Origin of the sequence: Sphingomonas oligophenolica (assembly GCF_039522915.1) — a bacterium.
Taxonomy (GTDB): domain Bacteria; phylum Pseudomonadota; class Alphaproteobacteria; order Sphingomonadales; family Sphingomonadaceae; genus Sphingomonas; species Sphingomonas oligophenolica.
The window spans coordinates 1-23,615 of record NZ_BAAAEH010000045.1 but is presented as its reverse complement, the minus strand read 5'-3'; the positions used below and the strand labels follow the sequence as shown (position 1 = coordinate 23,615).

The following is a 23,615-nucleotide window of genomic DNA, read 5'->3' as shown; positions in this document are numbered from 1 at the left end:
TCCGATCACCTGCACATACTCGAATTTTTCCGCTTGCTTCCATGGGGGCGTCCACAGAAGCGGGAAATTCCGGTCGCCGGTGGGGCGATCGCCGGGCCATCCGCGCCCTCTTCGCGTCTTCGCGCCTTCGCGTGAACATCATCGCCGCGTGCCTGCTCGAAGCGAAGGTGCCGAAGGCCCGCTCCCGCTCAGTCCATCAGCTTCCGCTGGAGATACGCCATCGTCAGCGCGTTGGTATGCGCCGCCTGTTTCAGGTCGGCGCCGGCGCCGTGCCCGCCTTCGGTATTCTCGTAATAGAAGAAGGGCAGCTTCATCTCCTCCATCCGCGCGGCGAACTTGCGGGCGTGCTGCGGCCCGACCCGGTCGTCCTTGGTGGTGGTGAAGATGAACGGCTCGGGATAATGCACCCCGGCCTTGAGGTTCTGATAGGGCGAGAGCCTCCGCCAGAACGCCATCACGGCGGGGTCGGCGTTCACGTCGCCATATTCGCCCTGCCATGAGGCGCCCGCCGCGATCTTGGAGATCCGGATCATGTCGAGCAGCGGCACCTGGATCACCACGGCGTTCCACAGCTCGGGATGCTGGGTGAACTCGACCCCCATCAGCAGCCCGCCATTCGAGCCGCCCTCGATGCCCAGCCGGCGCGGCGAGGTGATGCGGCGCGCGATCAGGTCCTTCGCCACCGCGGTGAAATCGTCATAGATGATCTGCCGTTTCGTGCCGAGCCCGGCCTCGTGCCAGGCCGGGCCGAATTCGCCGCCGCCGCGGATGTTCGCCAGCACGAAGGCGCCGCCGCGCTCGAGCCAGAGCTTGCCCATCGTGCCCGAATAATAGGGCGTCTCGCTCACCTGGAAGCCGCCATAGGCAGTCATCAGCGTCGGCGTCGTCCCGTCATAGGCGATGCCTTTGCGATGGACGACGAAATAGGGGATCGGCGTGCCGTCGCTCGACCGCGCCTCGAGCTGCTCGACCACGTCCTGCGACGCATCGAATTTCGGGGGCAGCGTCTTCACCACCTCGAGCGATCCGGTCGCACCGTCGGCGAGATACAGCGTCGATGGGGTCAGGAAGCCGCTCGCGGTGATGAAGGCGCGGTCGGACCGGGTGTCGGCCGCGCCAAGGTCGATGGCGAGATTGTCGGGCAGGTTCAGCCGGGTCGCGGTCCAGCCGCCGCCGGCCGCGGGCACATAGGTCCAGGCCCGGCCGCGGACATTTTCGAGCGTGCCGAGCAGCAGCGTGCCGCGCGTTGACGCGATCCCGGTAAGCGAATCGCGCGGCCCCGGCATCCAGAGGATCTTCGGATGGAGCACGTCGGGCGCCGCCTTCAGCGCAGCGAGATCGAGCTCGGCGACCGCCCCCGGGCCGAAGGCGGGGCCGGCGGCGGTCCATGCCTCGTCGAGCTGCACGATCACCCGGCCGTCGACCAGGTCGGTGATGCTTGCCTTGTCGGGGATCGCGACGCGCTGCGCGCCCTTCCCGGTGACGACATAGCTCTGGTGGCGGAAGGTATCGAGCGGCCGCTGGATCACCGCGAGCTGATGCCCCGCCGCATCGCGCAGCACCTCCGGGCTGACGCCGTAGCCGCCATCATTCCTGTCGCCGCGAAACACCTCCACCGCAGCCGACATCGGCTGGCCGCGGCCGAGGCGCTTGACGATATAGGGATAGCCGGACGGGGTCAGGTCGCCCGGCGCCCAGTCGGTCGCGACGAGCAGATGGTCGGCATCCTCCCAGGCGACCCGGTGCTTGCCGCGCGCCAGATGGAAGCCGCCCGTCACGAAGCCGCCGCTGTCGAGATCGAATTCGCGGATCTCGACGGCATCCTCGCCGCCGTCCGAAAGCGAGATGAGGCAGCGCCGCTCTTCGGGCTGCAGGCATTCTATGCCCTTGAGCACCCAGCTCTTGCCCTCGGCCTTGCCGAGCGCGTCGACGTCGAGCACCGTCGTCCAGCTCGGGTTGGCCGTCTTGTAATCGGCGAGCGTCGTCCTGCGCCAGATGCCGCGCAGATGGTCCGGGTCCTGCCAGAAATTGTAGATCGCGCCATGAGTGAAGCTCGGCGCCGGGATTCGGTCCTTCGCCCCGGCGATCGCCAGCGCTTCCTCATACAATATCGGGTAGCGCGGGTCGGCTTCGAGGATCTTCGTGCTCGCCGCATTATGGCTTTCCACCCACGCCATCGCGCGCGGCGAGGCCGGCTCCTCGAGCCAGATATAGGGGTCGTCACCGGTTGGTTGCGGGGCGGCCTGGGCAATCGCTGCGCCGGGCAGGGTCGTTGCGAGAAGCAAGGCGAGAATGAATGGCCGCATCATGAAATCCCCTGGTGGAACCCGCAGCTTAACCGCTGGCGATCAGGTTGCAACGAGGTCGGACGGCCAGGCCGCTGGTGCCGGGCCGCCCTCTCAGATCAGCGCCGCCGCCTTCCCCATCGGCTGCGACACATAGCCGTGCAGGATCCGCAGCAGCCGGGCCAGCCGGTCGCGATCGCCCGGTCCGCCCAGCGACACGCGCACCGCCTGATCGCCCTGCTCGCCGACCACGAAGCTGGCGGCTGCGATCACTGAAAGCCCGTGCTGGCGCATCGCCGCGACCAGATCGTCGGCGGCGCGCTGGTCGGGCAGGGGGAGCCAGAGGTGATAGCCCTCGGGCGACCGCTGGCGCTTCACGTCGCCCAGCACCTCGTCAGCCAGTTGCTGCCGCCAGGCGATCTCCGCGCGCATCGCGGTCACCAGCCGTTCGAACGTCCCGTCGCTGATCCACCGGGTCGCCATGGCGGCGTTGAGCGGCGGCGCCATGATCGCCGTCTCATGCGCATCGGCGGCGAGGCGCAGCGCCCCGGCGACGCTCGGCGCACTGACATAGGCGACCCGCAGCGCCGGCGTGATGATCTTCGACAGGCTGGCGATATACCAGCACCGCTCAGGGGCGAAGGCGGCGATCGGCCTGATCGGATCGTGGGCGAGGAGGCCGTAAGCATCGTCCTCGATCACCTGCAGGTCATGCCGCCGCGCCATCAGCGCGATCGCTTCGCGCTCGGTCTCGGCGATCGTCGCGGTGGTCGGGTTGTCGTTGGTCGGCACCACGTACAGCGCCTTGATGGAATGCGCGCGATACGCTTGATCGAGCGACGCCGCATCGATCGCGGCAAGCGGAACCAGGGTCAGGCCAAGGCGCTCCGCCAGCGCCCGGAAGCCTGGATAGACGAACCGGCCGCACGCCACCGCATCGCCCGCCTTCAGGATCGTGCTCAGGATCGCATGCAGCGCATTCTGCCCGCCCGCGGTGACGATCACCTGCTCCTCGGCCGACGGCAGTCCGCGCCCCGACAACAGCCGCGCGCCGGCCGCACGATCGGGCGGGGCGCCGCCCGCGGGCGAATAATGCAGCCAGCTCATGCCCGCGCCAGCCAGCAGCGCTGCCGCGCTCTCCGTGATCGCGCGGCGCAACAGTCCGTCGGGAATTTCGGGCGGCATGTTCATGCCGGTGTCGATCGATGGCGGCGGGGTCGCATCGGGCGCCGGGCCGGCCACGAAACTGCCGGCACGTCCCCGCGCCTCGATCAGCCCGCGTCCCCGGGCGGCCTCATAAGCCCGGGTCACCGTCGTCAGGTCGACGCCGAGCCGTGTCGCCACCTCGCGTTGCGGGGGCAGGCGGTCGCCCTGGCGAAGCTGCCCGCGCGCGATCGCCGAGTCGAGCGCATCGGCGATCGCCTGATATTTGGTGCCGGCGCTGCGGGCGAGATCGGGGAGCCAGGCGTCAATCATCGAAATTCCCGCCACCTTTTCCCGGCGCGCGCCCATGCAATCGGTCCCACAGCGCGCTGGTGCCCGCTTCCTGCGCCCGGTTTACATATTGCGAAGCGACCAGCCATCCCTTGATTGGTCTGAGCGGCAACAGGCAGCCGAGCACCATTACCGGGATCGAGGTCACCACATGGACCCAGAGCGGCGGGCTGTAGGTGACTTCGATCCATACAAGCAGGAAGGTCAGCGGAAAGGCGACGATGCACAGCGAGAAGAATGCCGGCCCGTCATCCGGCGCGGCGAAGCGGTAATCCAGCCCGCACACCTCGCACTCCCTGCTCACCTTCAACCACGAGGTGAACATGTGCCCCTTGCCGCATCGCGGACACAGCCCCTTCCATCCCGCCGTCAGGATCCAGCGAAACTTGTCAGCGTCTTTCTCGGGCCGCACCATCATTGTATGCCTTATGTATCCGTACAATGATGCATACATAATGCCGGCGACATCGGAAATCCAGTGGCTCCGATGGTGAGGCGGGCGCGGCCATCGCCTCAACGCGACGGCACGAGGAGGTCAGGCGAGCAGGGCCTTTCCCCAACTGATATCCGGAGGACGGGGCAAGAGGCCGGAACCTTTCCTGCGCAGCATCTTGCCCGATTGCCCGCGGCCGAGCAGAATATTCCCATGGCAGAAATCCCGACCGCCCTCGAACTGCCGGCGAGCGCGCTGAACGATTACGAGCGCGATCTCGTCGCCGATATCCGCCAGCATGGCTGGCAAGGCACGCATGTCTGCGCCGGCGATGACCAGCCCGGCTTTTCTTACTCGATCGGCTTCTTCCTCAGGGCGAAGCTCCCTGAAATCCTGATTTTCTCGCTTCCGGCCAACGTCGCTCACTCGATCCTTGCCCATATTTTCGAGAAAGCCGCTGACGGATACGTCCCGCCCGTCGGGGTCGCCGTCTCCGACCTGATGGTCGGCTATGATTGCTATTTCTTCCCGATCGCAGCCACGGCGTATCGCGAATATCCGCTCTCCAGCACCTGGTTCTATCGCGGCACTGATTATCCGTGCCTGCAACTGGTCTGGACCGACGAGGCCGGGCTCTTTCCCTGGCAGCCGGGTTTCAACGAGCGCTTTCGGGATGATCAGCCCGATGTCTCCGCCGATGGCTGGATCGCGCATCTCGCCAATTGAGCGGCTATCCCGATCCGGACAGCTTATGGTCCGGTCCGCGCTTGGCGTGACGAGATTTGCGATCTCGATTACGCGCTCCAGGGCGCTGACTAAGTGGAGCGGCGGCGCGAGGTCAGCCCACGCCGCCTGCTCGTCAAGCTACCGGCTCACGGATAGTCCCGCTCCCAGCTCGCCGGATAAGGCGCGTCCCAGCGCGGCCGCGTCCAGGCGGTGCCGCGCGGCGCGAAATGCGCCTCGATCGTGCCGACGCGCGCCATTGCATCGCGCACCGCCGCCTCGCGACAGCTCGGCTCGAATAGTGAGCTGCTGTCCGATTCACCCAGCCGGTCGCAGAGATAGCGCGCGGTCAGGCTGATCCGGTGCCGCAGCTCGGCGCGGTCCTCGCGGTAGCGGAGGTCGAGATCGGCATAGCTGACACGCTGCGACAGCGATTGCACGTCATCGGGCACCCGGCCCCAATGGCCGTTGACGATCACGTCTTCCTGCTCGTCCGGATACGCCTGCGCACTCGCCGGTACCGCCATGCCGGTCATCGCCACAGCAGCGACCAGCCCGCACAAGGCGGACGATAGGGTTGCGATTTTCATCCGAGGTCTCCTGGTCCAAGGGCGCGGCACATGGCCGCGCGGCTGAACCCCCGCGGGGCGTAAAACCCCCGAGGCCGATGATGCGTTCCCTGGCCGCCTCCCTGCGCCCCGGCCGACCGGGGCCAGGTTGCGCGCCCCGTTATCAGGTCAGCATTTACGCGCCCGTTGCAGACCGCGCAGAAAGCCGCGCCGCGCGAAGCCGGCGGTGATTGCAGCCTGCAGCCGGCGCTCGGCGGGCGCCGCGCCGCTGATCTCGCGGACGACGCCGCGAAACGGGATCAGCGAGCCGACTACCGCCTCGCCGCCGGCCTTGACCACGCTTGTCTTCCGCCTCGGGCCCGAGGACCCGAAATCGGGGCCGAGCACGCCGTTCAGCGCGCCGATCGAGGAGGCGATCTGCCGGCACGTGCCCGCGCCGCGCATCGCATAGGGATCGTCGCTCGCCTCGATGAGCAGGGGCGGGATCTTCGTCTTCTCGATCCCGACATCGCGCACCGGCTGGGTGGCGATATCCTTCGCATCGCGCATCGTGGAGGACTTGCCCGTGTCCTGCTGCGCCTGGCCGCTCGCCGGCGCCAGCATCAGCGCAGCGGCCGCCACCATCAGCATGCCCCGATATGTCTCGCTCCGGTTCGTCGTCGCCATGTCATTTCCCTTCCGAAACATACTTCCAACCTCACATACGCTCGGCGGGAGATTTCGGACCCATCGCAGCGTCGCGGCGGCGTTTTGAGCGCCGCACCAGGGTCAGCGCATCAACCCGGCGGTGCGTAGCGCATCCTCGATGATCTTCTGCACACCCCCGGCGCGTTGCATCGTCCCCTGGGGCTCGGCTGCCACGGGCGCGGCGGCCGCAGGCACGATCATGCGGAGCAGGCGCCCCGCCGTCTGCGCCAGACCGGTATCGGCAATGCCCCAGGATCGTGCGATCAGCGCGGTACTCGACACCCCGATATCGAGCATGTGCGGCATCGCATGGCCGAGTCCGTCGGGACCATTCGGATCGATCGGCGTTCCGTGGCCCATCCCGGCGATCTCATGCCGCTCGATCGCGACCCCACCGGCACCGCCGCGCCATATCGACCGCGTGTGGTTGCCCGTCTTCTCGACACCGTGCGGCGCGGCACCGGTGCCGTGCAGCCCGTGCCACTGCGCCGCGATGAGGTCCATATTGGCGGGCGCGACGGTATGGTCGGCGGTGCCGTGCCAGATCGACACCGTCGGCCACGGCCCGTCATGCCCTGACGCCTCGCGTACCAGCGCCGCGAGCGCCTTGCCGTCGGGCCCGCCATGCCCGCGCATCCGGTCGAGCGCCTCGGGCATCGAGCGCGCCGATCCGAACGGAAGCCCGGCGATGATCGCGCCGCCGGCGAACAGCTCGGGATAGGTTGCCAGCATCACCGCGGTCATCGCCCCGCCCGCCGACAGGCCGGTGATATAGACGCGCGCCGGGTCGAGATCATGCTCGAGGAGCATCGCGCCGATCATCTCGCTGATCGAGCATGCTTCGCCGCCGCCGCGCTTCGTGTCCTCGGGCATGAACCAGTTGAAGCATAGATTGGGGTTGTTCGCCCGCTTCTGCTCGGGGAACAGCACGGCGAACCCGGCGCGGTCGGCCAGGGCAGACCAGCCCGAGCCATGGTCATAGCCGGCCGCATTCTGGGTGCAGCCATGCAGGACGACGACGAGCGGCGCCTGTGGGCCGAGCCCGGCCGGCACATGGTATTTCGCGAGCAACGCGCCCGGATTGGTGCCGAACCCCTCGAGCGTGTCGAGCACGCTTGGGATCGCCTCGCTCCCCGCGCCCGGCGCCGCCGCCCGAAGCGCGGCAAGACGGGCTAGAGTGTCCGAAATATTTCTCATCGTGCCACTTTCTCATCGCCAACGGCCTGGGGGTGGCGCCGACTCATGGTAAGAACGATAGCCGAAAGGGTTTGTTGCTGCACTGCACAAAATAGATTGCGCGGTCCCGTTCAGGCGAGCTTCGATCAGCTGGCGGGTTCGAGCTTGTCCTGGGTCCTGGTCAGGAAATCCCCCGCGTCGTGGCGTTCGTGCAGCTGGCTCGATGGATCGCCCATCACCCGGTTGACCATCCGCCCCCGCGCCACCGCCGGCCGCGCCGCGATCTGCTCGGTCCAGCGCTGGAGATTCTTGTACTCCTGCACCTGGAGGAAAGTGCCCGCCTCATACAACAGGCCCTTGGCCATGCCGCCATACCAGGGCCAGACGGCGATATCGGCGATCGTGTACGCGTCCCCCGCGAGATAGTCGCTCTCAGCAAGGCGGCGGTCGAGCACGTCAAGCTGGCGCTTCACCTCCATTGCGTAGCGGTCGATCGCATATTCGATCTTGGTCGGGGCATAAGCGTAGAAATGGCCGAACCCACCGCCGAGAAAGGGCGCGCTGCCCATCTGCCAGAACAGCCAGGACAGGCATTCGGCACGGGTCGCGGCGTCGGTCGGCAGGAATGCCCCGAACTTCTCGGCGAGATAGAGGAGGATCGCGCCCGATTCGAACACCCGGATCGGCGCCGGTCCGCTCCGGTCCATCAGCGCCGGGATCTTCGAGTTCGGGTTGACCGCGACGAAGCCGCTGCCGAACTGATCGCCCTCGTTGATGCGGATCAGCCAGGCGTCATATTCAGCGCCCTGATGGCCGAGCGCCAGCAACTCCTCGAGCATCACCGTCACCTTCACGCCGTTGGGCGTGGCCAGCGAGTAGAGCTGAAGCGGATGGCGGCCTACCGGCAGCTCCTTGTCATGGGTCGCCCCGGCGATCGGCCGGTTGATGTTGGCGAACCTGCCGCCATTCTCCTTGTTCCAGGTCCAGATCTCGGGCGGCACATAATCAGGCGACTCAGTCATCATTGCCTCAGCTATGTCGGTGGCTGCTGCTTATCAGCCGAAAATCACGCCAAGGCGATAGCCCTCGATCGGCGCCTACCAGAAACGCGCCGGATCGGGCGTCGGTGCTTTGCAGGCGCGGTTGTCGCCATGCCTGCAGGCGTAAACCTGGTGCCGCCAGGCGGCCATGGCATCGGCATAGGCATGCTGCTGATGCGCGTGGCGGCGGGCGTCGCGCACGACTGCGCGGTGATGCGCGCGGACCGCCGCGTCATAGGCGGCGAGGTCGGCGGCATATTGCGCCTGCAGGTCGGCATTGGCGTCAGCGGTCGCGTTCTGCCGGGCTGCGGCCTGCGCCGCGACGTCCCGGTTCGCCGCCGCCACGTCGGGGCTGTTGGTGTCGGTTTCTTTCGCCGGCGACAGGGTGCCCGGCGCAGTCTGCGCGGGCGCGGTCTGTGCCTGGGCAGTGGCGGCGCCACCCAGCAGGGCGGCAGCGATGGCAAGGCTGGTGATTTTCATGACCCAACTCCAATCAACATGCCTGTCAAACGGGCGGGCGGGGGTCCCTGTTCCCCTCGCGCGCCTCGGCCCGCGCAACCATTTCGCGCGCGAAGCATTGGTCTTCCACGGGGAAAACAGGAGAGAGTGATGCGCAGTTTGATGATTGGCCTGCTGGCCGCGACCACCCTTGTCGGCGGCTGTACCACTTATGGCGACGACTCGCGCTACGACAGCTACAGCCAGTATGATTACGACCATCCCGACCCCCGCTATAACGGCTATTATGCCGATCGTTATTACCGCCACGACGCGCGCCGTTACGAGGAGCGTCGCCTCAGCGAGAACGACCGCGTCTATCGCGGCCGGGACGGGCGTTATTATTGCCGCCACTCCGATGGAACGACCGGCCTCGTTGTCGGCGCGGCGGTTGGCGGCTTGTTCGGCAATCTGATCGCGCCGGGCGGCTCGAAGGTGTTGGGCACCTTGCTTGGCGCCGGTGCGGGTGCGGTGGCCGGGAATTCCATCGACAAGAACAGCGACGTCCGCTGTCGTTGATGTGAAAACGGGCGCGGCGGCTGGTGTCGCCGCGCCGGTTCGGCGTTCAGGGGTGTGCGGCGGCGAAGCGTCGCATTGCCCAGACGCGCAACAAACGCAGCCATAGCGGGATGGTGATCAATGCCATCTGGCTGAACCGGGGATCCCAGAAGGCGACCAGCATCGCGCAAAGGGCGCCCAGTACGACCGCCGGGCCGCGCGCGCGGACGATGGCGATCCGTTCTGCGCTCACCGCTTCCGAGACGACCGGTGGCGAGGTCACGATCCGGACCAGGCGGATATTCAGCAGCCCGGTTGCCACCAGGGACAGGTTGTAGACCTGGGTCGGCACCAGCGTGCCGATATTATGGCTCATGAATGATGTGGTGAAAGGCATGAACACCACTGAGCAGAGCATCATGAGATTGGGCCCGTTCAGGATATCCGAATAATGGCCTGCCAGCGCAAAGGCGCGGTGGTGCCCCGCCCAGAACGCGCCGATCACGAAGAAGCTGACGAAAAACCCAAACAGGCTGGGCGCCAGATCGAGCAGGGCGCGGATATAGGCGTGGTCCGGCGATCCAAGTGGCACATGCGGCGCATGGACATCGATGATCAGCAGCGTGATCGCGATCGCGAACACCGCATCCGAAAAGAAGATCAGCCGCTCGAGCGGATGGTCGGGCCTGCTCCCGCTGCCTTTCGAGCCGCCTGTCGTCATGTCGCCCCCGGATTGCACAGCTGCATTCCCGATCCCATATGCCGCCCATGAGCGGGAACGACAACACGTGGCACGGCACGACAATCCTATCCGTGCGCAAGAATGGACGCGTCATCGTCGCCGGAGACGGCCAGGTGACTCAGGGCCAGACAGTCATGAAGCCCAATGCGAAGAAGGTCCGCCGCCTCGGAGACGGGTCGGTGATCGGCGGCTTTGCCGGGGCGACGGCTGACGCCTTTACCCTGTTCGAGAGGCTCGAGCGCAAGCTCGAGCAGCATCACGGGCAATTGCTTCGTGCTGCGGTCGAACTGGCCAAGGACTGGCGCACCGACAAATATCTGCGCAACCTCGAGGCGATGATGATCGTCGCCGACAAGGACGTGACGCTGATCCTCACCGGCAATGGCGACGTCCTAGAGCCCGAAGCGGGAATCGCCGCGATCGGCTCGGGCGGCAACTATGCCCTGGCCGCGGCGCGGGCGCTGGTCGATTACGAGGAAGACGCCGAGAAGATCTGCCGCAAGGCAATGGCGATCGCCGCCGAGGTCTGCGTCTACACCAATGACCGGCTGACCGTTGAGAGCCTCGACAGCGCGACCTGACTTCCTAAAGCCCCTCCCCTTCAGGGGAGGGGTTGGGGGTGGGGCCTCTCCTCCACGCCCGCGCATTGTGACCACTGCCCCACCCCAACCCCTCCCCTGAAGGGGAGGGGCTAAAGAGTAGAAAATGAACGAAGCACTCACCCCGAAGACCATCGTCGCAGCCCTTGACGAGCACATCATCGGCCAGCGCGACGCGAAGCGCGCCGTCGCGGTCGCGATGCGCAATCGCTGGCGGCGCCAGCAGCTTGGCGCCGATCTGCGCGATGAGGTCACGCCCAAAAACATCCTGATGATCGGCCCGACCGGTTGTGGCAAGACCGAGATCAGCCGGCGTCTCGCCAAGCTTGCCGACGCGCCCTTCGTCAAGGTCGAGGCGACCAAGTTCACCGAGGTCGGCTATGTCGGCCGCGACGTCGAACAGATCGCCCGCGATCTCGTCGAGGAAGCGATCAGGCTCGAAAAGGAGCGTCGCCGTATCGCGGTCAAGGACAAGGCGGAGGAAGCGGCGATGGGCCGCCTGCTCGACGCGCTGACCGGCAAGGGCGCAAGCGAGGCGACCCGCGAGGCCTTCCGCCAGCGCTTCAGCGATGGCCATCTCGACCAGACCGAGATCGAGATCGAGCTCGAGGCACCACCTCAGATGCCGTTCGAGATCCCCGGTGGCGGCGCGCAGATGATCAATCTCGGCGAGATGATGGGCAAGGCGTTCGGCGGCGCGCAGTTGAAGCGGCGCAAGCTCACCGTCCCCGCCGCCTGGGAAAAGCTGATCGAGGAAGAGGCCGACAAGCGCCTCGACCAGGACGAACTCAGCCGCGTCGCGCTCGCCGATGCCGAGGCGAACGGAATCGTCTTTCTCGACGAGATCGACAAGATCGCCGTTTCCGATGTGCGCGGCGGTTCAGTCAGCCGCGAGGGCGTTCAGCGCGACCTTCTGCCGCTGATCGAGGGCACCACGGTTGCGACCAAATATGGGCCGATGAAGACCGACCATATCCTGTTCATCGCGTCCGGCGCCTTCCATGTCGCCAAGCCGAGCGATCTGCTCCCCGAGCTTCAGGGCCGGCTGCCGATCCGCGTCGAGCTGAAGGCGCTGACCGAGGAGGATTTCGTCGCGATCCTGTCGGACACCAAGGCCTCGCTCACCCAGCAATATGTCGCGCTGATCGGCACTGAAGGCGTGACGGTCGAGTTCACCGAGGACGGCATCCGCGCGGTCGCGAAGATCGCCGCCGAAGTGAATGGCGAGATCGAGAATATCGGTGCGCGGCGCCTGCAGACGGTGATGGAGAAACTGCTCGAGGAGGTCAGCTTCGACGCCGAGGACCGCCAGGGCCAGACGCTCGTGGTCGACGGCGCCTATGTCCAGCAGCAGCTCGCGGCGATCGCCCGCAACACCGACCTCAGCCGGTTCGTGCTGTAGGGCCGGGAGCCACTGGCGGCCGCGGACGCGGCGCGATGGCGCTCCCGCTTCGTCAGCCGACGAATGTGGAGGCGCAGCCCAAGCCGAGCACAGCCTCAGCTCTTCGGCTTTTCATAGGGCGTGAACTTGCCCAGCCGGCAGTGCGGGCCCGGGATGCGGGAGCCGCGCTGGAGCGTGTAGAACAGATCGCCTTTGCATAGCTGGCTGCCATGGATCTCGCTGACGATGATCGAATCCTCGTCGAGCCCCGGGCATGCTTCGGGCAGGTCGTTGCGCAGCACCCGCCCGGTCTCGCGATAGATCAGGGTGCGGTTGCCGATGATCTGCGGGCCGCCCGCCCAGGACGGATTGACGCAATCGAACGGCTTTCCGGGTGTCCGGCCGGCGAGCGCCTTGGCGAGATCGCGCGCCTCGCGGTCGCTGTCCGCGGCCATCGCGCCCGTTGCGAGGAGGGCAAGCGCGAGAAGGGGGAGCTTGAGAGTCATTTCGGTGCCTTTCGATAAGCGACGAAGCTGCCGAGCGCACAACTGCCGGTCGGCCCGTGCATGCCGGGGCTGATCGTTCGGCCGATATCGCCCTTGCAGAGCCGCCCTGCATTCGAGTGGGTCACGAAGATATCCCCGCGTGCGATATTCTCGCAGCCGCCGCCCGTATCGTTGCGGTAAATGAGGCTCTTGCTGACCTTATAGAGGATCGTGCCGCCATAAGCCTGGATCTGGGCCTGCGACGTCCGGTACTGGTCGACGCAGTCAGTCGGCTTGTCGGGCACCAGTCCGCTTAATGCGGCGGCGAGCTTCTGCTCGTCGGTCTGGCGCTGCATCGCGCTGTCGGCGGCGACGGCCGAGCTCGTCAGAGCGACCGCGATCAGGGGTGTCAGGACGCGCATCACCAGATCCTTTGTCCGCCCCCCGCCACTTTCCTATAATCCATTCAGCCGCGAAAAGCATCCTTTGCCGCGCGCCGTTCGGCAAGTTGCTGCGCTGAATCGGCGCGCAGGAAGGGGTTGGTCGCGCGCTCCTCGGCGATCGTCGTCGGCACGGTCGCCTCGCCGCGCTCGCGGGCTGCGTCGACCCGCTTCATGCGCTCGGCTACCGCCCTGTTGTCCGGCTCGGCGACCCCCGCGAAGCGGCCGTTCGCTTGGGTATATTCATGTGCGCAATAGACGATCGTCTCGGGCGGCAGTGCCGCGAGCCGCTGCATATTGGCGAACATCTGCATCGCATCGCCCTCGAACAGCCGCCCGCAGCCCATCGCGAACAAGGTGTCGCCGGTGAAGACGACGGCGTCGCCCGGCAGGTGGAAAGTGATATGGCCGGCGGTGTGCCCGGGCGTCTCAAGCACGGTCGCGCGGTGATCGCCGAGCCGGACCATATCCCCTTCGCCGAGCGCCACGTCGAGGGTCGGAATGCGCGCCGCCTCGGCTGCCGGGCCCGAGACGATCGCGCCGGTCACCGCCTTGATCTCGGCATTGCCGCCGGTGTGGTCGGGGTGCCAATGCGTGTTCCAGATCTGCCCGATCTTCCAGCCGCGCCTGTCCGCCTCCGCCAGCACCGGTGCGGCCTCGGCAGGGTCGACCACCATCGTCTCGCTGGAGACGGGATCATGGACGAGCCAGATATAATTGTCGCTGAGCGCTGGAATCCGGACGATCTCGAGGTTGGTCATGCAAAGCTCCCGGCGGAAAGGGCGGCGGCGCCGAGGCGCCCGGTCAGGGCCGCGGCTGGTTCGGCGCGGGCGAGCGCCACGCCCTGGCCAGCCCATAGCGGCGAGAAATCGTCACGGCCCTGGCCTTCGGCATGGGCGCGCAACGGGGCGAGCGCAGCGCTGGCATAAGGGAAGGGCGGCGCCGCGTCGCTCACCGGGCCGAGCGTATCGGTCAGCCGGTTGCGCAAGCCCCGCGCAAGGCCGCCGGTGAACAGGTTGGTGAAGACGCTGTCATCAGCCGTCGCGGTTTCGAGGCGGCGACGGTGCGCGGCGCTCGGCCGGGCCTCAGGGGTGCGGAGATAGGCTGTGCCGACCTGGACCGCCGCTGCGCCGAGCGCGATCGCCGCGGCGGCTGCATGCTCGTCGGCGATGCCCCCCGCCGCGATGACGGGCACGTGCACTGCATCGACGATCTGCGGGACGAGGGCGAGCAACCCGACAGGATGATGGCCCGACAGGAAATGGCCGGCATGGCCGCCAGCCTCGAACCCCTGGGCGACGATCGCATCGCAGCCGCGCGCGGCGAGGTGGCGCGCCTCGGCGACATTGGTCGCGTTGCCGAAGATGCGCGCGCCGCTCGCGCGCACCCGGGCGAGCAGGGCTGCGTCGGGCAGGCCGAAATGGAAGCTGACGATCTCCGGCCGCACTGCCTCGACCGCGTCGGCCATCGCCGCGTCGAACGGCCGCCGCAGGGGCGGCGCGGTGGTCGGCGGCTCGACGCCTTCATCGGCATAGAAGCGCGACAGCGCCCCCCGCCATTCGCCCTCGTCGGGGACGGGGCCGAGGATATGGCAGAAGAAATTGAGGTTGAGCGGCCCGGTCGCTGCCGCGCGAACCGCCCCCGCCTGCGCGATCACTGCGTCCGGATCGAGCACCGCGCAGGGCAGCGAGCCGATCGCGCCGGCACCGATCGCGGCGATCGCCAGTTCCACCCCGGCGAAATTCGCCATCGGCGCCTGCACGACCGGCAGGCGTGCGCCGGTTATCGCCAGAAAGGCGCGCGTCGCCGCGCTCATCCTACCAGACGCCCGTGTTCGGCATCGATGCCCAGGGTTCGGCCGGCTCGAGAACGCCGTCCTGCAGCAGCTCGATCGAGATATTGTCGGGGGTGCGGACGAACGCCATATGGCCGTCGCGCGGCGGGCGGTTGATCGTCACGCCGCCGTCCATCAGCCGCTGGCAGGTCTCGTAGATATTGTCGACCCGGTAGGCGAGATGCCCGAAATTGCGCCCGCCGCCATAGTCTTCCGGGTCCCAATTATGGGTGAGCTCGACCTCGGCCTTACCTTCCTCGCCGGGCGCTGCCATGAAGATCAGGGTGAAGCGCCCCTTCTCGCTTTCCATGCGGCGCACTTCCTTGAGGCCGAGCAATTCGAAGAAGCGGATCGTCGCGTCCGGGTCGGTGACGCGGATCATGGTGTGGAGATAGTTCATCGGCAGGCCTCCCTTGTCGTGCGCGAGATAGGCGCGTGGGGCGCGGCTTGCCAGTGGCGGCCTCAAATCATCATGCCGGAACGGGTCCGGCATGACGTATCGACGGCGTTATTTCCCCGGCGCCGGATCGAACTGCTTCAACGCGTTCCGCGCATTGCGGGCGGCCTCGCTATCGGGCCTGATCGCCACTGCCCGGCTCCACGCCGTCTTCGCGCCGGCCTCGTCGCCCGCAAGCGCGGCGATATTGCCCGCCTCGAGCTGCACCGAAGCATCGTCGCCCGCACGGTGGACTGCCTCGGCAATGTCCTTCTGCGCGCGGGGCAGATCCTTCATCCGCCGCGCCAGCGTCGCCGAGAGCAGCCAGGCGAGCGGATCGTCCGCCGCGTCGACAATCGCATGGTCGAGATCGACGCGCGCATCGGCCAGGTCGCCGCTCGCGACGAACGCCCGCGCGCGATCGAGATTCGCTTCGCCGCGCTGCAGTCCGGTGAGCGTGCCGCCCGCCAATGCCGCATTGAGCGCAGCGCGCGCCTTCATCGGCTCTCCCGTCGCCAGCCATGCATTGCCGGCCTGCGCCCAGTAATTCGCGCTGCGCTTGTCATGGGCGTTCTCCGCCCCCTGCGCCGCCGCCTCGAATTCAGCCGCGGCGGCGGTCCAGCGCAATTCGCTCGCATAGGCGATGCCGAGGCATTGGTGCGCCAGGAAGCCACCGCCGTCGCGCAGCCATTGCCCGGCAGCTTTCTCGGCGCCGGACGGATCGCCCGACGCGAGATCGACGCAATGATCGAACCGTTGTTCGGCAGGGTCGGGCGGGCCCGCCTGGGGCGTTGCCTGGGCGGCGGCGAGAAGCAACAGGGGCAGGATCATAGGCGCTGGATCACATCCTCGACCGCCCGGATGAGCAGCGCGATATCGGTATCGCGCGACAGGCGGTGGTCGCCGTCCTTGACGATCCATGTCTGCACATCGGCTGAACGAAGCAGCTCGGCAAGGCGGGTGGTGCGGTGCCACGGCACCTCGGCATCGGCCTGGCCCTGGAGCAGCCGCACCGGCACGTCGATCGCGATCTCGCCGAACATCAGCCGGTTCGCTTCGCCCGATTGCCAGAATTTCGCGGTATAGACGGTCGGCGCGTCCGAATATGACGATTCGCGCTCGATCCGGCCATTCTGGAGCAGCGCCATCTTCTCGTCTGTGGTGAAGCCCCAGTCAGTGAAATCGGGCGCCGGCGCGATGCCGACCAGTCCGACCACCTTGTCGGGCCGGCTCCGCGCGGCGAGCAGCATCAGCCAGCCGCCCATCGACGATCCGACCAGGATCGCGGGGCCCTTGACGACCTGGTCGAGCATGGTCAGCACATCGTCCCGCCAGCCCGCAAAGCTCTGCTCCTCGAAGGCGCCTTCGCTCTGCCCGCAGCCGCCATAGTCGAAACGCAGAAAGGCGCGCCCCTCGGCCTTCGCCCAGGCTTCGAGCGCAAGCGCCTTGGTGCCCGACATGTCGGATGCATAGCCCGGCAGGAAGACGATCGTCGGGCCGGTGCCCTCGGTCAGATGATAGGCGAGCGCCGGGCGAGCGGGCGGGGGAGGCTGATCGGTCATGCGCGCTATCTAGGCGATGCGCCGCGCACCGTCACCCCGCGGCGCACACCGGACAGGATTCCCGGCTGCGGATGGGCGCCCGGCGCATCGCCGCCGAAGCCGTTGACCTGGACGAGATAGACCCAGTGAGTTCTGGCCAGTTCGGGCGCCACGCCGTCCCAGGTTGCGCGCGGGCTTGAAAGGCCGGGGATCAGGAAGACCGGCGACCCCGAGCCGGTCACCGCGATCGAGATATGCTCGAGCTGGACAGGCGCTGTCGCGGCGGCGGCGGCCGGCGCGGCCGCGGCGCAATTGCCCGCGGTGGGTTGCGCGGCGAAGGGCAGCGAGGCGAAGGCCAGCAGCAGGGAAAGCTTGTGCGTGTTCATTGGCCGGACTCCTTGGAGGGGCTGGTGAAGATCTGTTCGATCGAAAGTTCGAACAGCTCGGCGATCTTGAAGGCGAGGGGGAGGGAAGGGTCGTAGCGCCCGGTCTCGATCGCGTTCACGCTCTGGCGCGAGACGTCGAGCCGGTCGGCGAGGTCGCCCTGGCTCCAGTTGCGCTCGGCACGCAGCACCTTGAGGCGGTTCTTCACAGAGCACCTCGCGATGCCTGGAAGCGGTTGACGAGCTTGCCGAGGCCGAGCCCGACGAACCACAGGATCTGGGTGTAATAGGCATAGACATGGGGGGCGAGATCGAAATTCTCGAGAAAGCCCCAGACGGTCGCGATGCTGAGCGTGAAGGCCGAGGCGATCAGCGCCTGGCGCGTCATCATCATCCGCAGATATTCGTCGGTCTCTTCCGCGAGATACTGCCCGATCGCGACGAGGATGCCGATGATGGGCAGCGCGGGCAGGATCGCCGCGATCCAGGCGACGGGCCCGCTCAGCAGCTGATGCTTGAAGGCGTAGACCGCGGCGAGAAGGAACGCGGCGTAGATCAGGCTGAGGAGGACGACGCGGTAATTGTAGCGTTTATAGGCTCTGCTCATCGCCATGGTAAAGTCTCCTTTCGAATCAGTGAAGGGAGCTTTACAGTCAAGGTCGCTTGTCTGTCAAGCGAGGTTGTCATTTAGACGGGTATCGCGGACATGCATATGCCCTTGCCTGACTGCGACAGGTCGGCGTTCCAGAGTGTCTCCCGAGCGGGCAGAAGCAATGCCCCCGGCCTGAGCGAGGCTTCCGCGGAAGACCTGCTGTTGACCGGCAGGCGTGCCGGCTATTTTGATCTCCGCGTGCGGATAAGCAGGAGGAATGCCTTTCCAGGAACCATCCAAGGACCGTCCTGATGCCCCGCGGCCTGGGTGTGAGTGCCTGTCAACGCTGCGCGGCGACCTCCCTGGCGGGCAACAGTCGCCAGAAAGGCGCCGATCGGGGGGGGGGCGTAAAAGAGAACTATCAGGCAGGCCGGGGCGATTCTGGTCGCAGATCAGGCTTCCTACTTGGCGACCTTGGCCGCGATTGCAGCCAGCGATCGTTCGTGCACCAGCAGGCCCGTCAATATCGCGCGCCTCTCCACATCGCTCTCCGTAAGAAGCAACTTCTCAAAGCGAGCGACATTCTGAGCCCTTATCCACTGGTCCATGGTGGAATTCCTGCCGAGTCGAGAGAAGGGCAGTTTAGCGAGGTCACACGCGGGCTTCTACAACATGTGTTGGGAAGGCCTTTGATAACGGGCCGTTATCTGGGATCTGGCCGTATCTGGACTTGGGCCGATGCGGCCGAATACAATCGGGGTAGCGCGGCCGGCAGCGCGATCGATCAGCCAAGCCACCTTGATTGGCCATCTCGCCGTGACCGGGCATGCGCCCGGTCCGTCAGCGCCTCTGGGCCGCCGGCGCTCGCGGGCCACTGGTTTCCCTCGGGAAACCAGCGAGCCGCGGGCACCGGTCCGTCACCCGCCTCAGAACTTGAAGCCGGCGCTTACCCCCCATTCGCGCGGCCGCCCATAGCTTCCCTCGGCAAGGCCGAACGCCCCCGAGACGTTTCCGGATACGAGGTATAGCGTATCCGTCAGGTTCGTACCGAACACGGCGAGCGTGATCGCGCGACCCGGCAGCGTGTAGCTCAGACGCGCGTTGAGCAACCCGTAACCGGGCTGGGTGATGATCGGCGTATTGGCGACGTCCTGATAGATCCGGCTGTACATCGTGTAATCGACGCGCAGCCGCGCCTCGCTCCCGCCGTCGAATTCGTGGCTCAGGTCGAGGCCGGTCGTCACGGTCCAATCGGGCGCCTTGACGAAATGGCTGGCGAGCGTGATCGGCAGGATCTGGGTCGGGCCGAGGCCGGCGCCGATCGAGGTATATTTCGCGTCGAGATAGCCGACCCCGGCGTTGAAGGTGAACCACGGCGCAGGGCGCATGATCGTCTCGAACTCGACACCGTTGATCTCGCCCGCGGCAGCGTTCGCCACGAAGTTGGTCGGCGTCTGGTTCACCGTCAGCTGGATGTTCTTGTAGATCGAGTGGAAGGCGGCGATGTTGGTCGTCAGTTTGCCGTCGAGCCACTGCGCCTTGAGGCCGGCTTCATAGGTGCTCAGCTTTTCGGGCGCATATTGAGTCACCTCGGCATCGCTCACCAGCGGTCGCCCGTTGAACCCGCCCTGCTTGAAGCCCTTCGAATAGGAGAGATAGAGCAGCACGTCCCGCGACGCCTTGTAGCTGATGCCAAGGTGCGGCGTGAACTGGTCGAAGGTCGCTTCCTTGGTCACGTTGACGAACTGGACCAGGTCGCGCTGGCGCACGTTGATCGAGGTGAATATCTTCTTGTCGCTGGTGTAGCGCCCGCCCGCCGTCAGGGTCAGCCTGGGCAGGATCTCGAAATCGACCTGTCCATAGGCGCCCAGGCTGCGGTTGTTGGTATAGTTCTGGATGAACACGGCCGGCGTGAAAGGCGGCGGCGCGGCCGGCGCCTGCAGCCCGATCGCCAGGTCGGCGGTCGCGATGTCCGATGCCTTTTCCTTGAAGTAGAAGCCGCCCAGCACATAGCTCAGCCGGCTGTCGAGCGTCTTGCCGGTCAGCTGGAGCTCCTGGCTGAACTGCCATTGCTTGTCGCGATTGGTGGTCTGGCGGAAGACGAACGGGGTGTTGTCGCCGTCCCGCGTGAAATAGGCCTTCATGTCGCGATAGGCGGTGATCGACTTCAGCGTCGGGCCGCCCAGGTCATAGGAGACGACGCCCTGGACGCCCCACAAATCGAGGTCGTTGTTGTTGGGCCCGCCGGCCCAGGTCTCGAACGGGCTCGCCGTGATGAAGCTCGGGTTGAGCGTGTGCGCGCCGTTCGGCGCGACGATGCCGAGGCCCGGCGCGACATAGAGATTATAGTTGTTGAGGAAGGGGGTGCCGCTGATTCCGGGCACGTTGCCGACCGCAAGCAGGTCCGACGGGGCTGAGGTCTCGCGCGCCCTCGTATAGTCGGCGCCGATGTCGATCGTCAGGCCGCTTCCCTCGGGCTGGATGCGGAGCTTCGCGCGGATCATCTGCGCTGACCGGTCGCCCTGGGTGCCGCCGTCGAGCAGCCGCTTCACATAGCCGTCGCGGTTGAGCGTCGCGCCCGAGATCCTGAGCGCGGCGAGGCCCGGCACGATCGGCACGTTGATCGCGCCCTTCACGTCGATCCGGTTGAACCGGCCGTAAGTGGCCTCGATCTGCCCGGAGGTCGTGTCGACATTGGGCGCGGCGGTGTTGATGAGCACCGCGCCGCCGATCGTGTTCTTGCCGAACAGCGTGCCCTGCGGCCCGCGCAGCACCTGCACGTTGTCGATGTCGACCGCGTCCATCACGCCGCCGATCGACCGCGCATAATAGACGTCGTCCACATAGAAGCCGACGCCGGGATCGCTGAAGATCGCGAAGTCGTTCTGCCCGACGCCGCGAATGAAGACGGTTGCGTTATAGTTTCCGCCCGAAAGCGCGGCGGCGCCATCGAAGCGGATGTTCGGCGTGAACTTGGCGATCTCGTCCAGCGTCGCGACACTGTGCGCGGCGAGCGAGGCGGCGTTGAACGCGGTCACGGCGACGGGAACGTCCTGAAGCCGTTCCGACGTGCGGCGCGCGGTGACGAGGATGTCGTTCCCCTCGACCGGGGCATCCTGCGCGGGCTGGGCCGCGCTCTCCGCCGGTTCCGTTGCCTGGGACGTGGTCTGCGCCTGCGCGGCGCCGCTCGCCAGCAAAGCCGCAACTGCTACGCTGCTCGAAAGAAAACCCCTCATTTCACTCTCCTCAATAATGCTCTTCTGCTCGCCGGCAGCCGCGGCTCGGCCGAGCAATGCGCCTGGCGGAGCTTGAGCAGCAGGCGCCTGAACTCAGTCCGTTCGTCGCTGGTCAACGGAGCGAAAAGCCATTCCTCATGGTCGGCGGTCAGCTGGACGACCTCGGCGCGCAGCCGGTGGCCTGCCTCGGTCAGGTGAAGCGCATTGCTGCGCCGGTCCCGGCCGGGCCGCCGCTCGACCACGCCGATCGCGACGAGATTGTTCACCGCTGCCATCGTGCTGGCGCGATTGATCCCGAGAACATTGCCCAGCTCGGTCTGATCGCAGCCGGGATGGAGGCCGATATAGGCGAGCGCTGTCGCGCGTCCGGCAGGAACGCCGAGCTTCGACATCTCGTCCTGCAACGCTTCCATCGAGATCATGTCGACGCGGCGCAGCTGATAGCCCGTCCGGTCGGCGATCTCGCCGAGGCGATCGTCGGCAGCCTTCATCGATCATCCCCCTCATGCCGCTTGCGAGCAATTATCGAAAAGAATGTACGTCACCCATACAGTTATGACAACTAGCAATTTTGGAAGTGCCACTGGATTGGTTCTTGTGAGGCGATTCAGCGCCTGAAACGAAGCCAATCGGGCCGCGTTCGGCGAGTCCGCGCGCGGTGGCGCGCGTGCGCCTTGGGGCCGCGCCGGCGCGCGCGGATCGGCCGGTCGCTGGGGTGGTGCCGTCTTACTGAAAACGACCCTAGAACTGGCCCCCGACATTGAATGTCACCAGCTTCGTCTCGTCGCCGGGTTGCTTGATGAGCGCCTTGGCGAGGTCGATGCGGAGCGGTCCGAAGGGGGAATTCCAGTTGACCCCGATCCCGATCGATACGCGCGGCATCGGGCTGTTGCCCGAATAGCTCTCGCGATAGGCGCTCAGCGCATAGGTGTAGGGCGTCCCGGTATTGGTCGTCGTGCTGTTGCCGTCAGCGTCAAGGAACAGCAGCGCGCCGCTGCTGTTGGTATATTGGCGGGTCGGGGGCGTGCAGGTGGTCGAGGCGGCGTTCGCTGTGGCGCAACTGTCGGCAAGCGTCGGCGTCTTGCCGCCGAACACGGCGCCTGCGTCGAGATAGATTGACGGACGCAAGCCCAGTTCGCGCATGCCGGCGCCGAGCGGCAGCTCGAGTTCGAGCCGGCCGCGATAATATGTATTGCCGCCGAGCGATTCGGTTGTGTTGTTGCTGGCGGCGGTCAGCGTGGCCGGAATGGTCGAGGTGTCGTAATAGCTGCGCGTCACGCGCGGCCCGATTCCCCGAATGTCGAAGCCGCGCATCTGCGGGTCGCCGAGGAAGAAGCGGTCGGTCAGCCGCACGTCCTGGCCGATGCCCTGGATATGCCCGCCCTCGACCTGCGCGTTGAGCACGAAACCCGAGCCGAGGCCCCAATATTTCGCCGCGACGATGGTCGAGCGCAGATAATGGGTGTCGCCGCCGAGCCCGGCAAAATCCTGGCTGATCGACAGGCGCGATCCGCCGGTCGGGCGAAGCCGGTTGTTGAGCGTGTCGCGGATCAGCGAATAGCCGATCGACGAGGTCCAGCGGTTGCCGATCGCGTCGCACAGATAGGAGCCCGCCAGCGCGACGTCGCACGTGCCGTTGGTGTAATAGGTCGCCTTGTCGAGTGTCACCTGGTCATAGGTCAGGCCATAACGAGCCGAGAGCGACCAATATTCATCGAGCGGCACCCCGGCGCGGATCTGGAAGCCGGTCGATACCTGTTTGTAGGTCGTCGTCTTGGTGTCGCCGATCGTATTGTAGGAGCTATAGTCGCGCCGGAAGATGTCGCCGCCCAGTGCCACGTCGGAACCGAACAGATAGGGCTCGGTGAAACCGAGCTCGACTGACTTGGAGTAGTTCGACCAGCTGACGCTGGTGCGCAGTTCCTGCCCCTTGCCGCGGAAATTGCGCTGCTTGATCGCGGCCTGGAGAATGAAGCCTTCCGAGCTCGAATAGCCGGCGGACAGCGAGAGCTCGCCGGTCGACTTCTCTTCGAGGTCGGCGGTCAGCACGACCCGGTCGGGCGCCGAGCCCTGGTTCTTCTTGATCTCGAACTTCTCCTGGAAGAAGCCGAGCGAGTTGATCCGGTCCTGCGAGCGCTTGACCTGGAAGCTGTTGAACGCATCGCCCTCCGACAGGCGGATCTCGCGGCGGATCACCTTGTCCTGGGTCTGGGTGTTGCCGTTGATCTCGACCCGCTCGACATAGGTGCGCTGGGCCTGGGCGATGTGGAAATTAATCCCCATCGTCAGCTTGTCCTTGTCGCGGTCGAATTCGGGATTCACGTCAGTGAAGGCATAGCCGAACAGCCCGGTCGATTCGCTCAGCGAGTCGACCGAATCCTCGACCTGCTTGGCATTGTACCAGTCGCCCTTGTGCATCGGCAGCGTGGCGGCGAGGCGCTTGTTGTCGAAATCGCGGATGTCGCTGTCGACGGTCACGTCGCCGAATTTGTAGCGCGGGCCTTCCTCCACCACATAAGTGATGATGAAGTCCTTCTTGTCGG

27 protein-coding genes are annotated in these 23,615 nt (G+C 66.3%); 4 read left to right on the top strand and 23 right to left on the bottom strand.

Going from position 1 to position 23,615, the window contains the following annotated elements; all coding sequences use genetic code 11:
- Nucleotides 1–188: 188 nt before the first annotated feature.
- From ABD050_RS21320 to ABD050_RS21310, 3 genes are all read right to left on the bottom strand, one after another.
- On the bottom strand, nt 189–2,306 hold the full coding sequence (locus ABD050_RS21320; RefSeq protein ID WP_343891532.1) for a prolyl oligopeptidase family serine peptidase: 2,118 nt from the start codon (nt 2,304–2,306) through the stop codon (nt 189–191).
- A gap of 93 nt (nt 2,307–2,399) precedes the next feature.
- Nucleotides 2,400–3,761: an aminotransferase-like domain-containing protein gene (locus tag ABD050_RS21315; protein ID WP_343891529.1), complete on the bottom strand. Its 1,362-nt coding sequence runs from the start codon at nt 3,759–3,761 to the stop codon at nt 2,400–2,402.
- On the bottom strand, nt 3,754–4,194 hold the full coding sequence (locus ABD050_RS21310; protein WP_343891531.1) for a DUF983 domain-containing protein: 441 nt from the start codon (nt 4,192–4,194) through the stop codon (nt 3,754–3,756). Before ABD050_RS21310 ends, ABD050_RS21315 begins: the two co-directional genes overlap by 8 nt.
- Before the next feature lie 231 nt (nt 4,195–4,425).
- On the opposite strand from ABD050_RS21310, the gene ABD050_RS21305 reads away from it, so the two are divergent.
- A complete protein-coding gene (locus ABD050_RS21305) occupies nt 4,426–4,938 on the top strand; it encodes a DUF4262 domain-containing protein (RefSeq protein WP_343891528.1) in 513 nt (170 codons plus the stop codon).
- Nucleotides 4,939–5,084: 146 nt separating this feature from the next.
- Here ABD050_RS21305 and ABD050_RS21300 read toward each other — a convergent pair whose 3' ends face one another.
- The 5 genes from ABD050_RS21300 to ABD050_RS21280 form a co-directional block, all read right to left on the bottom strand.
- Nucleotides 5,085–5,525 carry a UrcA family protein gene (locus ABD050_RS21300; RefSeq protein WP_343891527.1) on the bottom strand — a complete coding sequence of 147 codons (441 nt, stop codon included), beginning with the start codon at nt 5,523–5,525 and terminating at the stop codon, nt 5,085–5,087.
- Nucleotides 5,526–5,672: 147 nt separating this feature from the next.
- Nucleotides 5,673–6,170: a hypothetical protein gene (locus ABD050_RS21295; protein WP_343891526.1), complete on the bottom strand. Its 498-nt coding sequence runs from the start codon at nt 6,168–6,170 to the stop codon at nt 5,673–5,675.
- Between the two features lie 102 nt (nt 6,171–6,272).
- A complete protein-coding gene (locus ABD050_RS21290) occupies nt 6,273–7,388 on the bottom strand; it encodes an extracellular catalytic domain type 1 short-chain-length polyhydroxyalkanoate depolymerase (protein WP_343891525.1) in 1,116 nt (371 codons plus the stop codon).
- Nucleotides 7,389–7,513: 125 nt separating this feature from the next.
- Complete coding sequence (gene yghU / locus ABD050_RS21285; protein WP_343891524.1) at nt 7,514–8,389, bottom strand: glutathione-dependent disulfide-bond oxidoreductase; 876 nt, start codon at nt 8,387–8,389, stop codon at nt 7,514–7,516.
- Between the two features lie 75 nt (nt 8,390–8,464).
- Nucleotides 8,465–8,887: a hypothetical protein gene (locus tag ABD050_RS21280; RefSeq protein WP_343891522.1), complete on the bottom strand. Its 423-nt coding sequence runs from the start codon at nt 8,885–8,887 to the stop codon at nt 8,465–8,467.
- A gap of 129 nt (nt 8,888–9,016) precedes the next feature.
- On the opposite strand from ABD050_RS21280, the gene ABD050_RS21275 reads away from it, so the two are divergent.
- Nucleotides 9,017–9,424, top strand: coding sequence for a glycine zipper 2TM domain-containing protein (locus tag ABD050_RS21275; protein WP_343891521.1), 408 nt, complete (start codon nt 9,017–9,019; stop codon nt 9,422–9,424).
- Between the two features lie 46 nt (nt 9,425–9,470).
- On the opposite strand, the gene ABD050_RS21270 is transcribed toward ABD050_RS21275, so the two are convergent.
- Nucleotides 9,471–10,124, bottom strand: coding sequence for a TMEM175 family protein (locus ABD050_RS21270; RefSeq protein WP_343891520.1), 654 nt, complete (start codon nt 10,122–10,124; stop codon nt 9,471–9,473).
- A 47-nt stretch (nt 10,125–10,171) separates the two neighbouring features.
- Between ABD050_RS21270 and hslV the strand changes: the two genes are divergently transcribed.
- Both hslV and hslU read left to right on the top strand, forming a co-directional pair.
- Nucleotides 10,172–10,726, top strand: coding sequence for an ATP-dependent protease subunit HslV (gene hslV / locus ABD050_RS21265; RefSeq protein ID WP_343891519.1), 555 nt, complete (start codon nt 10,172–10,174; stop codon nt 10,724–10,726).
- A 124-nt stretch (nt 10,727–10,850) separates the two neighbouring features.
- The gene (gene hslU / locus ABD050_RS21260; protein WP_343891518.1) at nt 10,851–12,146 is read left to right on the top strand and encodes an ATP-dependent protease ATPase subunit HslU; all 1,296 of its coding nucleotides are present in this window, start codon (nt 10,851–10,853) and stop codon (nt 12,144–12,146) included.
- A gap of 95 nt (nt 12,147–12,241) precedes the next feature.
- On the opposite strand, the gene ABD050_RS21255 is transcribed toward hslU, so the two are convergent.
- From ABD050_RS21255 to bamA, 14 genes are all read right to left on the bottom strand, one after another.
- Complete coding sequence (locus tag ABD050_RS21255) at nt 12,242–12,631, bottom strand: hypothetical protein (protein WP_343891517.1); 390 nt, start codon at nt 12,629–12,631, stop codon at nt 12,242–12,244.
- Nucleotides 12,628–13,032, bottom strand: coding sequence for a hypothetical protein (locus ABD050_RS21250; protein WP_343891516.1), 405 nt, complete (start codon nt 13,030–13,032; stop codon nt 12,628–12,630). Before ABD050_RS21250 ends, ABD050_RS21255 begins: the two co-directional genes overlap by 4 nt.
- A gap of 44 nt (nt 13,033–13,076) precedes the next feature.
- Nucleotides 13,077–13,811 (bottom strand): hydroxyacylglutathione hydrolase, encoded by a 735-nt coding sequence (gloB, locus tag ABD050_RS21245; protein WP_343891515.1) that lies wholly within the window; start codon nt 13,809–13,811, stop codon nt 13,077–13,079.
- The gene (locus ABD050_RS21240; RefSeq protein ID WP_343891514.1) at nt 13,808–14,866 is read right to left on the bottom strand and encodes an NAD(P)H-dependent flavin oxidoreductase; all 1,059 of its coding nucleotides are present in this window, start codon (nt 14,864–14,866) and stop codon (nt 13,808–13,810) included. The genes gloB and ABD050_RS21240 overlap by 4 nt, the downstream gene beginning before the upstream one ends.
- 1 nt (nt 14,867) lies before the next feature.
- Nucleotides 14,868–15,284, bottom strand: a complete 417-nt coding sequence (locus ABD050_RS21235; RefSeq protein WP_343891530.1) for a VOC family protein — start codon at nt 15,282–15,284, stop codon at nt 14,868–14,870.
- Nucleotides 15,285–15,392: 108 nt separating this feature from the next.
- A complete protein-coding gene (locus ABD050_RS21230) occupies nt 15,393–16,151 on the bottom strand; it encodes a tetratricopeptide repeat protein (RefSeq protein ID WP_343891513.1) in 759 nt (252 codons plus the stop codon).
- Complete coding sequence (locus ABD050_RS21225) at nt 16,148–16,882, bottom strand: alpha/beta hydrolase (protein WP_343891512.1); 735 nt, start codon at nt 16,880–16,882, stop codon at nt 16,148–16,150. The genes ABD050_RS21230 and ABD050_RS21225 overlap by 4 nt, the downstream gene beginning before the upstream one ends.
- A gap of 5 nt (nt 16,883–16,887) precedes the next feature.
- The gene (locus ABD050_RS21220; protein ID WP_343891511.1) at nt 16,888–17,247 is read right to left on the bottom strand and encodes a hypothetical protein; all 360 of its coding nucleotides are present in this window, start codon (nt 17,245–17,247) and stop codon (nt 16,888–16,890) included.
- Nucleotides 17,244–17,453, bottom strand: coding sequence for a helix-turn-helix transcriptional regulator (locus tag ABD050_RS21215; RefSeq protein WP_343891510.1), 210 nt, complete (start codon nt 17,451–17,453; stop codon nt 17,244–17,246). The genes ABD050_RS21220 and ABD050_RS21215 overlap by 4 nt, the downstream gene beginning before the upstream one ends.
- Nucleotides 17,450–17,857 carry a hypothetical protein gene (locus tag ABD050_RS21210; RefSeq protein ID WP_343891509.1) on the bottom strand — a complete coding sequence of 136 codons (408 nt, stop codon included), beginning with the start codon at nt 17,855–17,857 and terminating at the stop codon, nt 17,450–17,452. Before ABD050_RS21210 ends, ABD050_RS21215 begins: the two co-directional genes overlap by 4 nt.
- A 440-nt stretch (nt 17,858–18,297) precedes the next feature.
- Nucleotides 18,298–18,444 (bottom strand): hypothetical protein, encoded by a 147-nt coding sequence (locus ABD050_RS21205; protein WP_343891508.1) that lies wholly within the window; start codon nt 18,442–18,444, stop codon nt 18,298–18,300.
- Nucleotides 18,445–18,762: 318 nt separating this feature from the next.
- Complete coding sequence (locus ABD050_RS21200) at nt 18,763–21,072, bottom strand: TonB-dependent receptor (RefSeq protein ID WP_343891507.1); 2,310 nt, start codon at nt 21,070–21,072, stop codon at nt 18,763–18,765.
- Nucleotides 21,069–21,563, bottom strand: coding sequence for a MarR family winged helix-turn-helix transcriptional regulator (locus tag ABD050_RS21195; RefSeq protein ID WP_343891506.1), 495 nt, complete (start codon nt 21,561–21,563; stop codon nt 21,069–21,071). The genes ABD050_RS21200 and ABD050_RS21195 overlap by 4 nt, the downstream gene beginning before the upstream one ends.
- Before the next feature lie 250 nt (nt 21,564–21,813).
- Nucleotides 21,814–23,615 (bottom strand): outer membrane protein assembly factor BamA (gene bamA / locus ABD050_RS21190; RefSeq protein ID WP_343891505.1); only part of this gene is annotated, 1,802 nt, incomplete at its 5' end.

Bases quoted from the DNA above. Each gene is read 5' to 3' on its own strand.
- ABD050_RS21320 (WP_343891532.1), bottom strand. From the start codon at position 2,306: ATGCGGCCATTCATTCTCGCCTTGCTTCTCGCAACGACCCTGCCCGGC.
- ABD050_RS21315 (WP_343891529.1), bottom strand. From the start codon at position 3,761: ATGATTGACGCCTGGCTCCCCGATCTCGCCCGCAGCGCCGGCACCAAA.
- ABD050_RS21310 (WP_343891531.1), bottom strand. From the start codon at position 4,194: ATGGTGCGGCCCGAGAAAGACGCTGACAAGTTTCGCTGGATCCTGACG.
- ABD050_RS21305 (WP_343891528.1), top strand. From the start codon at position 4,426: ATGGCAGAAATCCCGACCGCCCTCGAACTGCCGGCGAGCGCGCTGAAC.
- ABD050_RS21300 (WP_343891527.1), bottom strand. From the start codon at position 5,525: ATGAAAATCGCAACCCTATCGTCCGCCTTGTGCGGGCTGGTCGCTGCT.
- ABD050_RS21295 (WP_343891526.1), bottom strand. From the start codon at position 6,170: ATGGCGACGACGAACCGGAGCGAGACATATCGGGGCATGCTGATGGTG.
- ABD050_RS21290 (WP_343891525.1), bottom strand. From the start codon at position 7,388: ATGAGAAATATTTCGGACACTCTAGCCCGTCTTGCCGCGCTTCGGGCG.
- yghU (WP_343891524.1), bottom strand. From the start codon at position 8,389: ATGACTGAGTCGCCTGATTATGTGCCGCCCGAGATCTGGACCTGGAAC.
- ABD050_RS21280 (WP_343891522.1), bottom strand. From the start codon at position 8,887: ATGAAAATCACCAGCCTTGCCATCGCTGCCGCCCTGCTGGGTGGCGCC.
- ABD050_RS21275 (WP_343891521.1), top strand. From the start codon at position 9,017: ATGCGCAGTTTGATGATTGGCCTGCTGGCCGCGACCACCCTTGTCGGC.
- ABD050_RS21270 (WP_343891520.1), bottom strand. From the start codon at position 10,124: ATGACGACAGGCGGCTCGAAAGGCAGCGGGAGCAGGCCCGACCATCCG.
- hslV (WP_343891519.1), top strand. From the start codon at position 10,172: ATGAGCGGGAACGACAACACGTGGCACGGCACGACAATCCTATCCGTG.
- hslU (WP_343891518.1), top strand. From the start codon at position 10,851: ATGAACGAAGCACTCACCCCGAAGACCATCGTCGCAGCCCTTGACGAG.
- ABD050_RS21255 (WP_343891517.1), bottom strand. From the start codon at position 12,631: ATGACTCTCAAGCTCCCCCTTCTCGCGCTTGCCCTCCTCGCAACGGGC.
- ABD050_RS21250 (WP_343891516.1), bottom strand. From the start codon at position 13,032: ATGCGCGTCCTGACACCCCTGATCGCGGTCGCTCTGACGAGCTCGGCC.
- gloB (WP_343891515.1), bottom strand. From the start codon at position 13,811: ATGACCAACCTCGAGATCGTCCGGATTCCAGCGCTCAGCGACAATTAT.
- ABD050_RS21240 (WP_343891514.1), bottom strand. From the start codon at position 14,866: ATGAGCGCGGCGACGCGCGCCTTTCTGGCGATAACCGGCGCACGCCTG.
- ABD050_RS21235 (WP_343891530.1), bottom strand. From the start codon at position 15,284: ATGAACTATCTCCACACCATGATCCGCGTCACCGACCCGGACGCGACG.
- ABD050_RS21230 (WP_343891513.1), bottom strand. From the start codon at position 16,151: ATGATCCTGCCCCTGTTGCTTCTCGCCGCCGCCCAGGCAACGCCCCAG.
- ABD050_RS21225 (WP_343891512.1), bottom strand. From the start codon at position 16,882: ATGACCGATCAGCCTCCCCCGCCCGCTCGCCCGGCGCTCGCCTATCAT.
- ABD050_RS21220 (WP_343891511.1), bottom strand. From the start codon at position 17,247: ATGAACACGCACAAGCTTTCCCTGCTGCTGGCCTTCGCCTCGCTGCCC.
- ABD050_RS21210 (WP_343891509.1), bottom strand. From the start codon at position 17,857: ATGGCGATGAGCAGAGCCTATAAACGCTACAATTACCGCGTCGTCCTC.
- ABD050_RS21205 (WP_343891508.1), bottom strand. From the start codon at position 18,444: ATGGACCAGTGGATAAGGGCTCAGAATGTCGCTCGCTTTGAGAAGTTG.
- ABD050_RS21200 (WP_343891507.1), bottom strand. From the start codon at position 21,072: ATGAGGGGTTTTCTTTCGAGCAGCGTAGCAGTTGCGGCTTTGCTGGCG.
- ABD050_RS21195 (WP_343891506.1), bottom strand. From the start codon at position 21,563: ATGAAGGCTGCCGACGATCGCCTCGGCGAGATCGCCGACCGGACGGGC.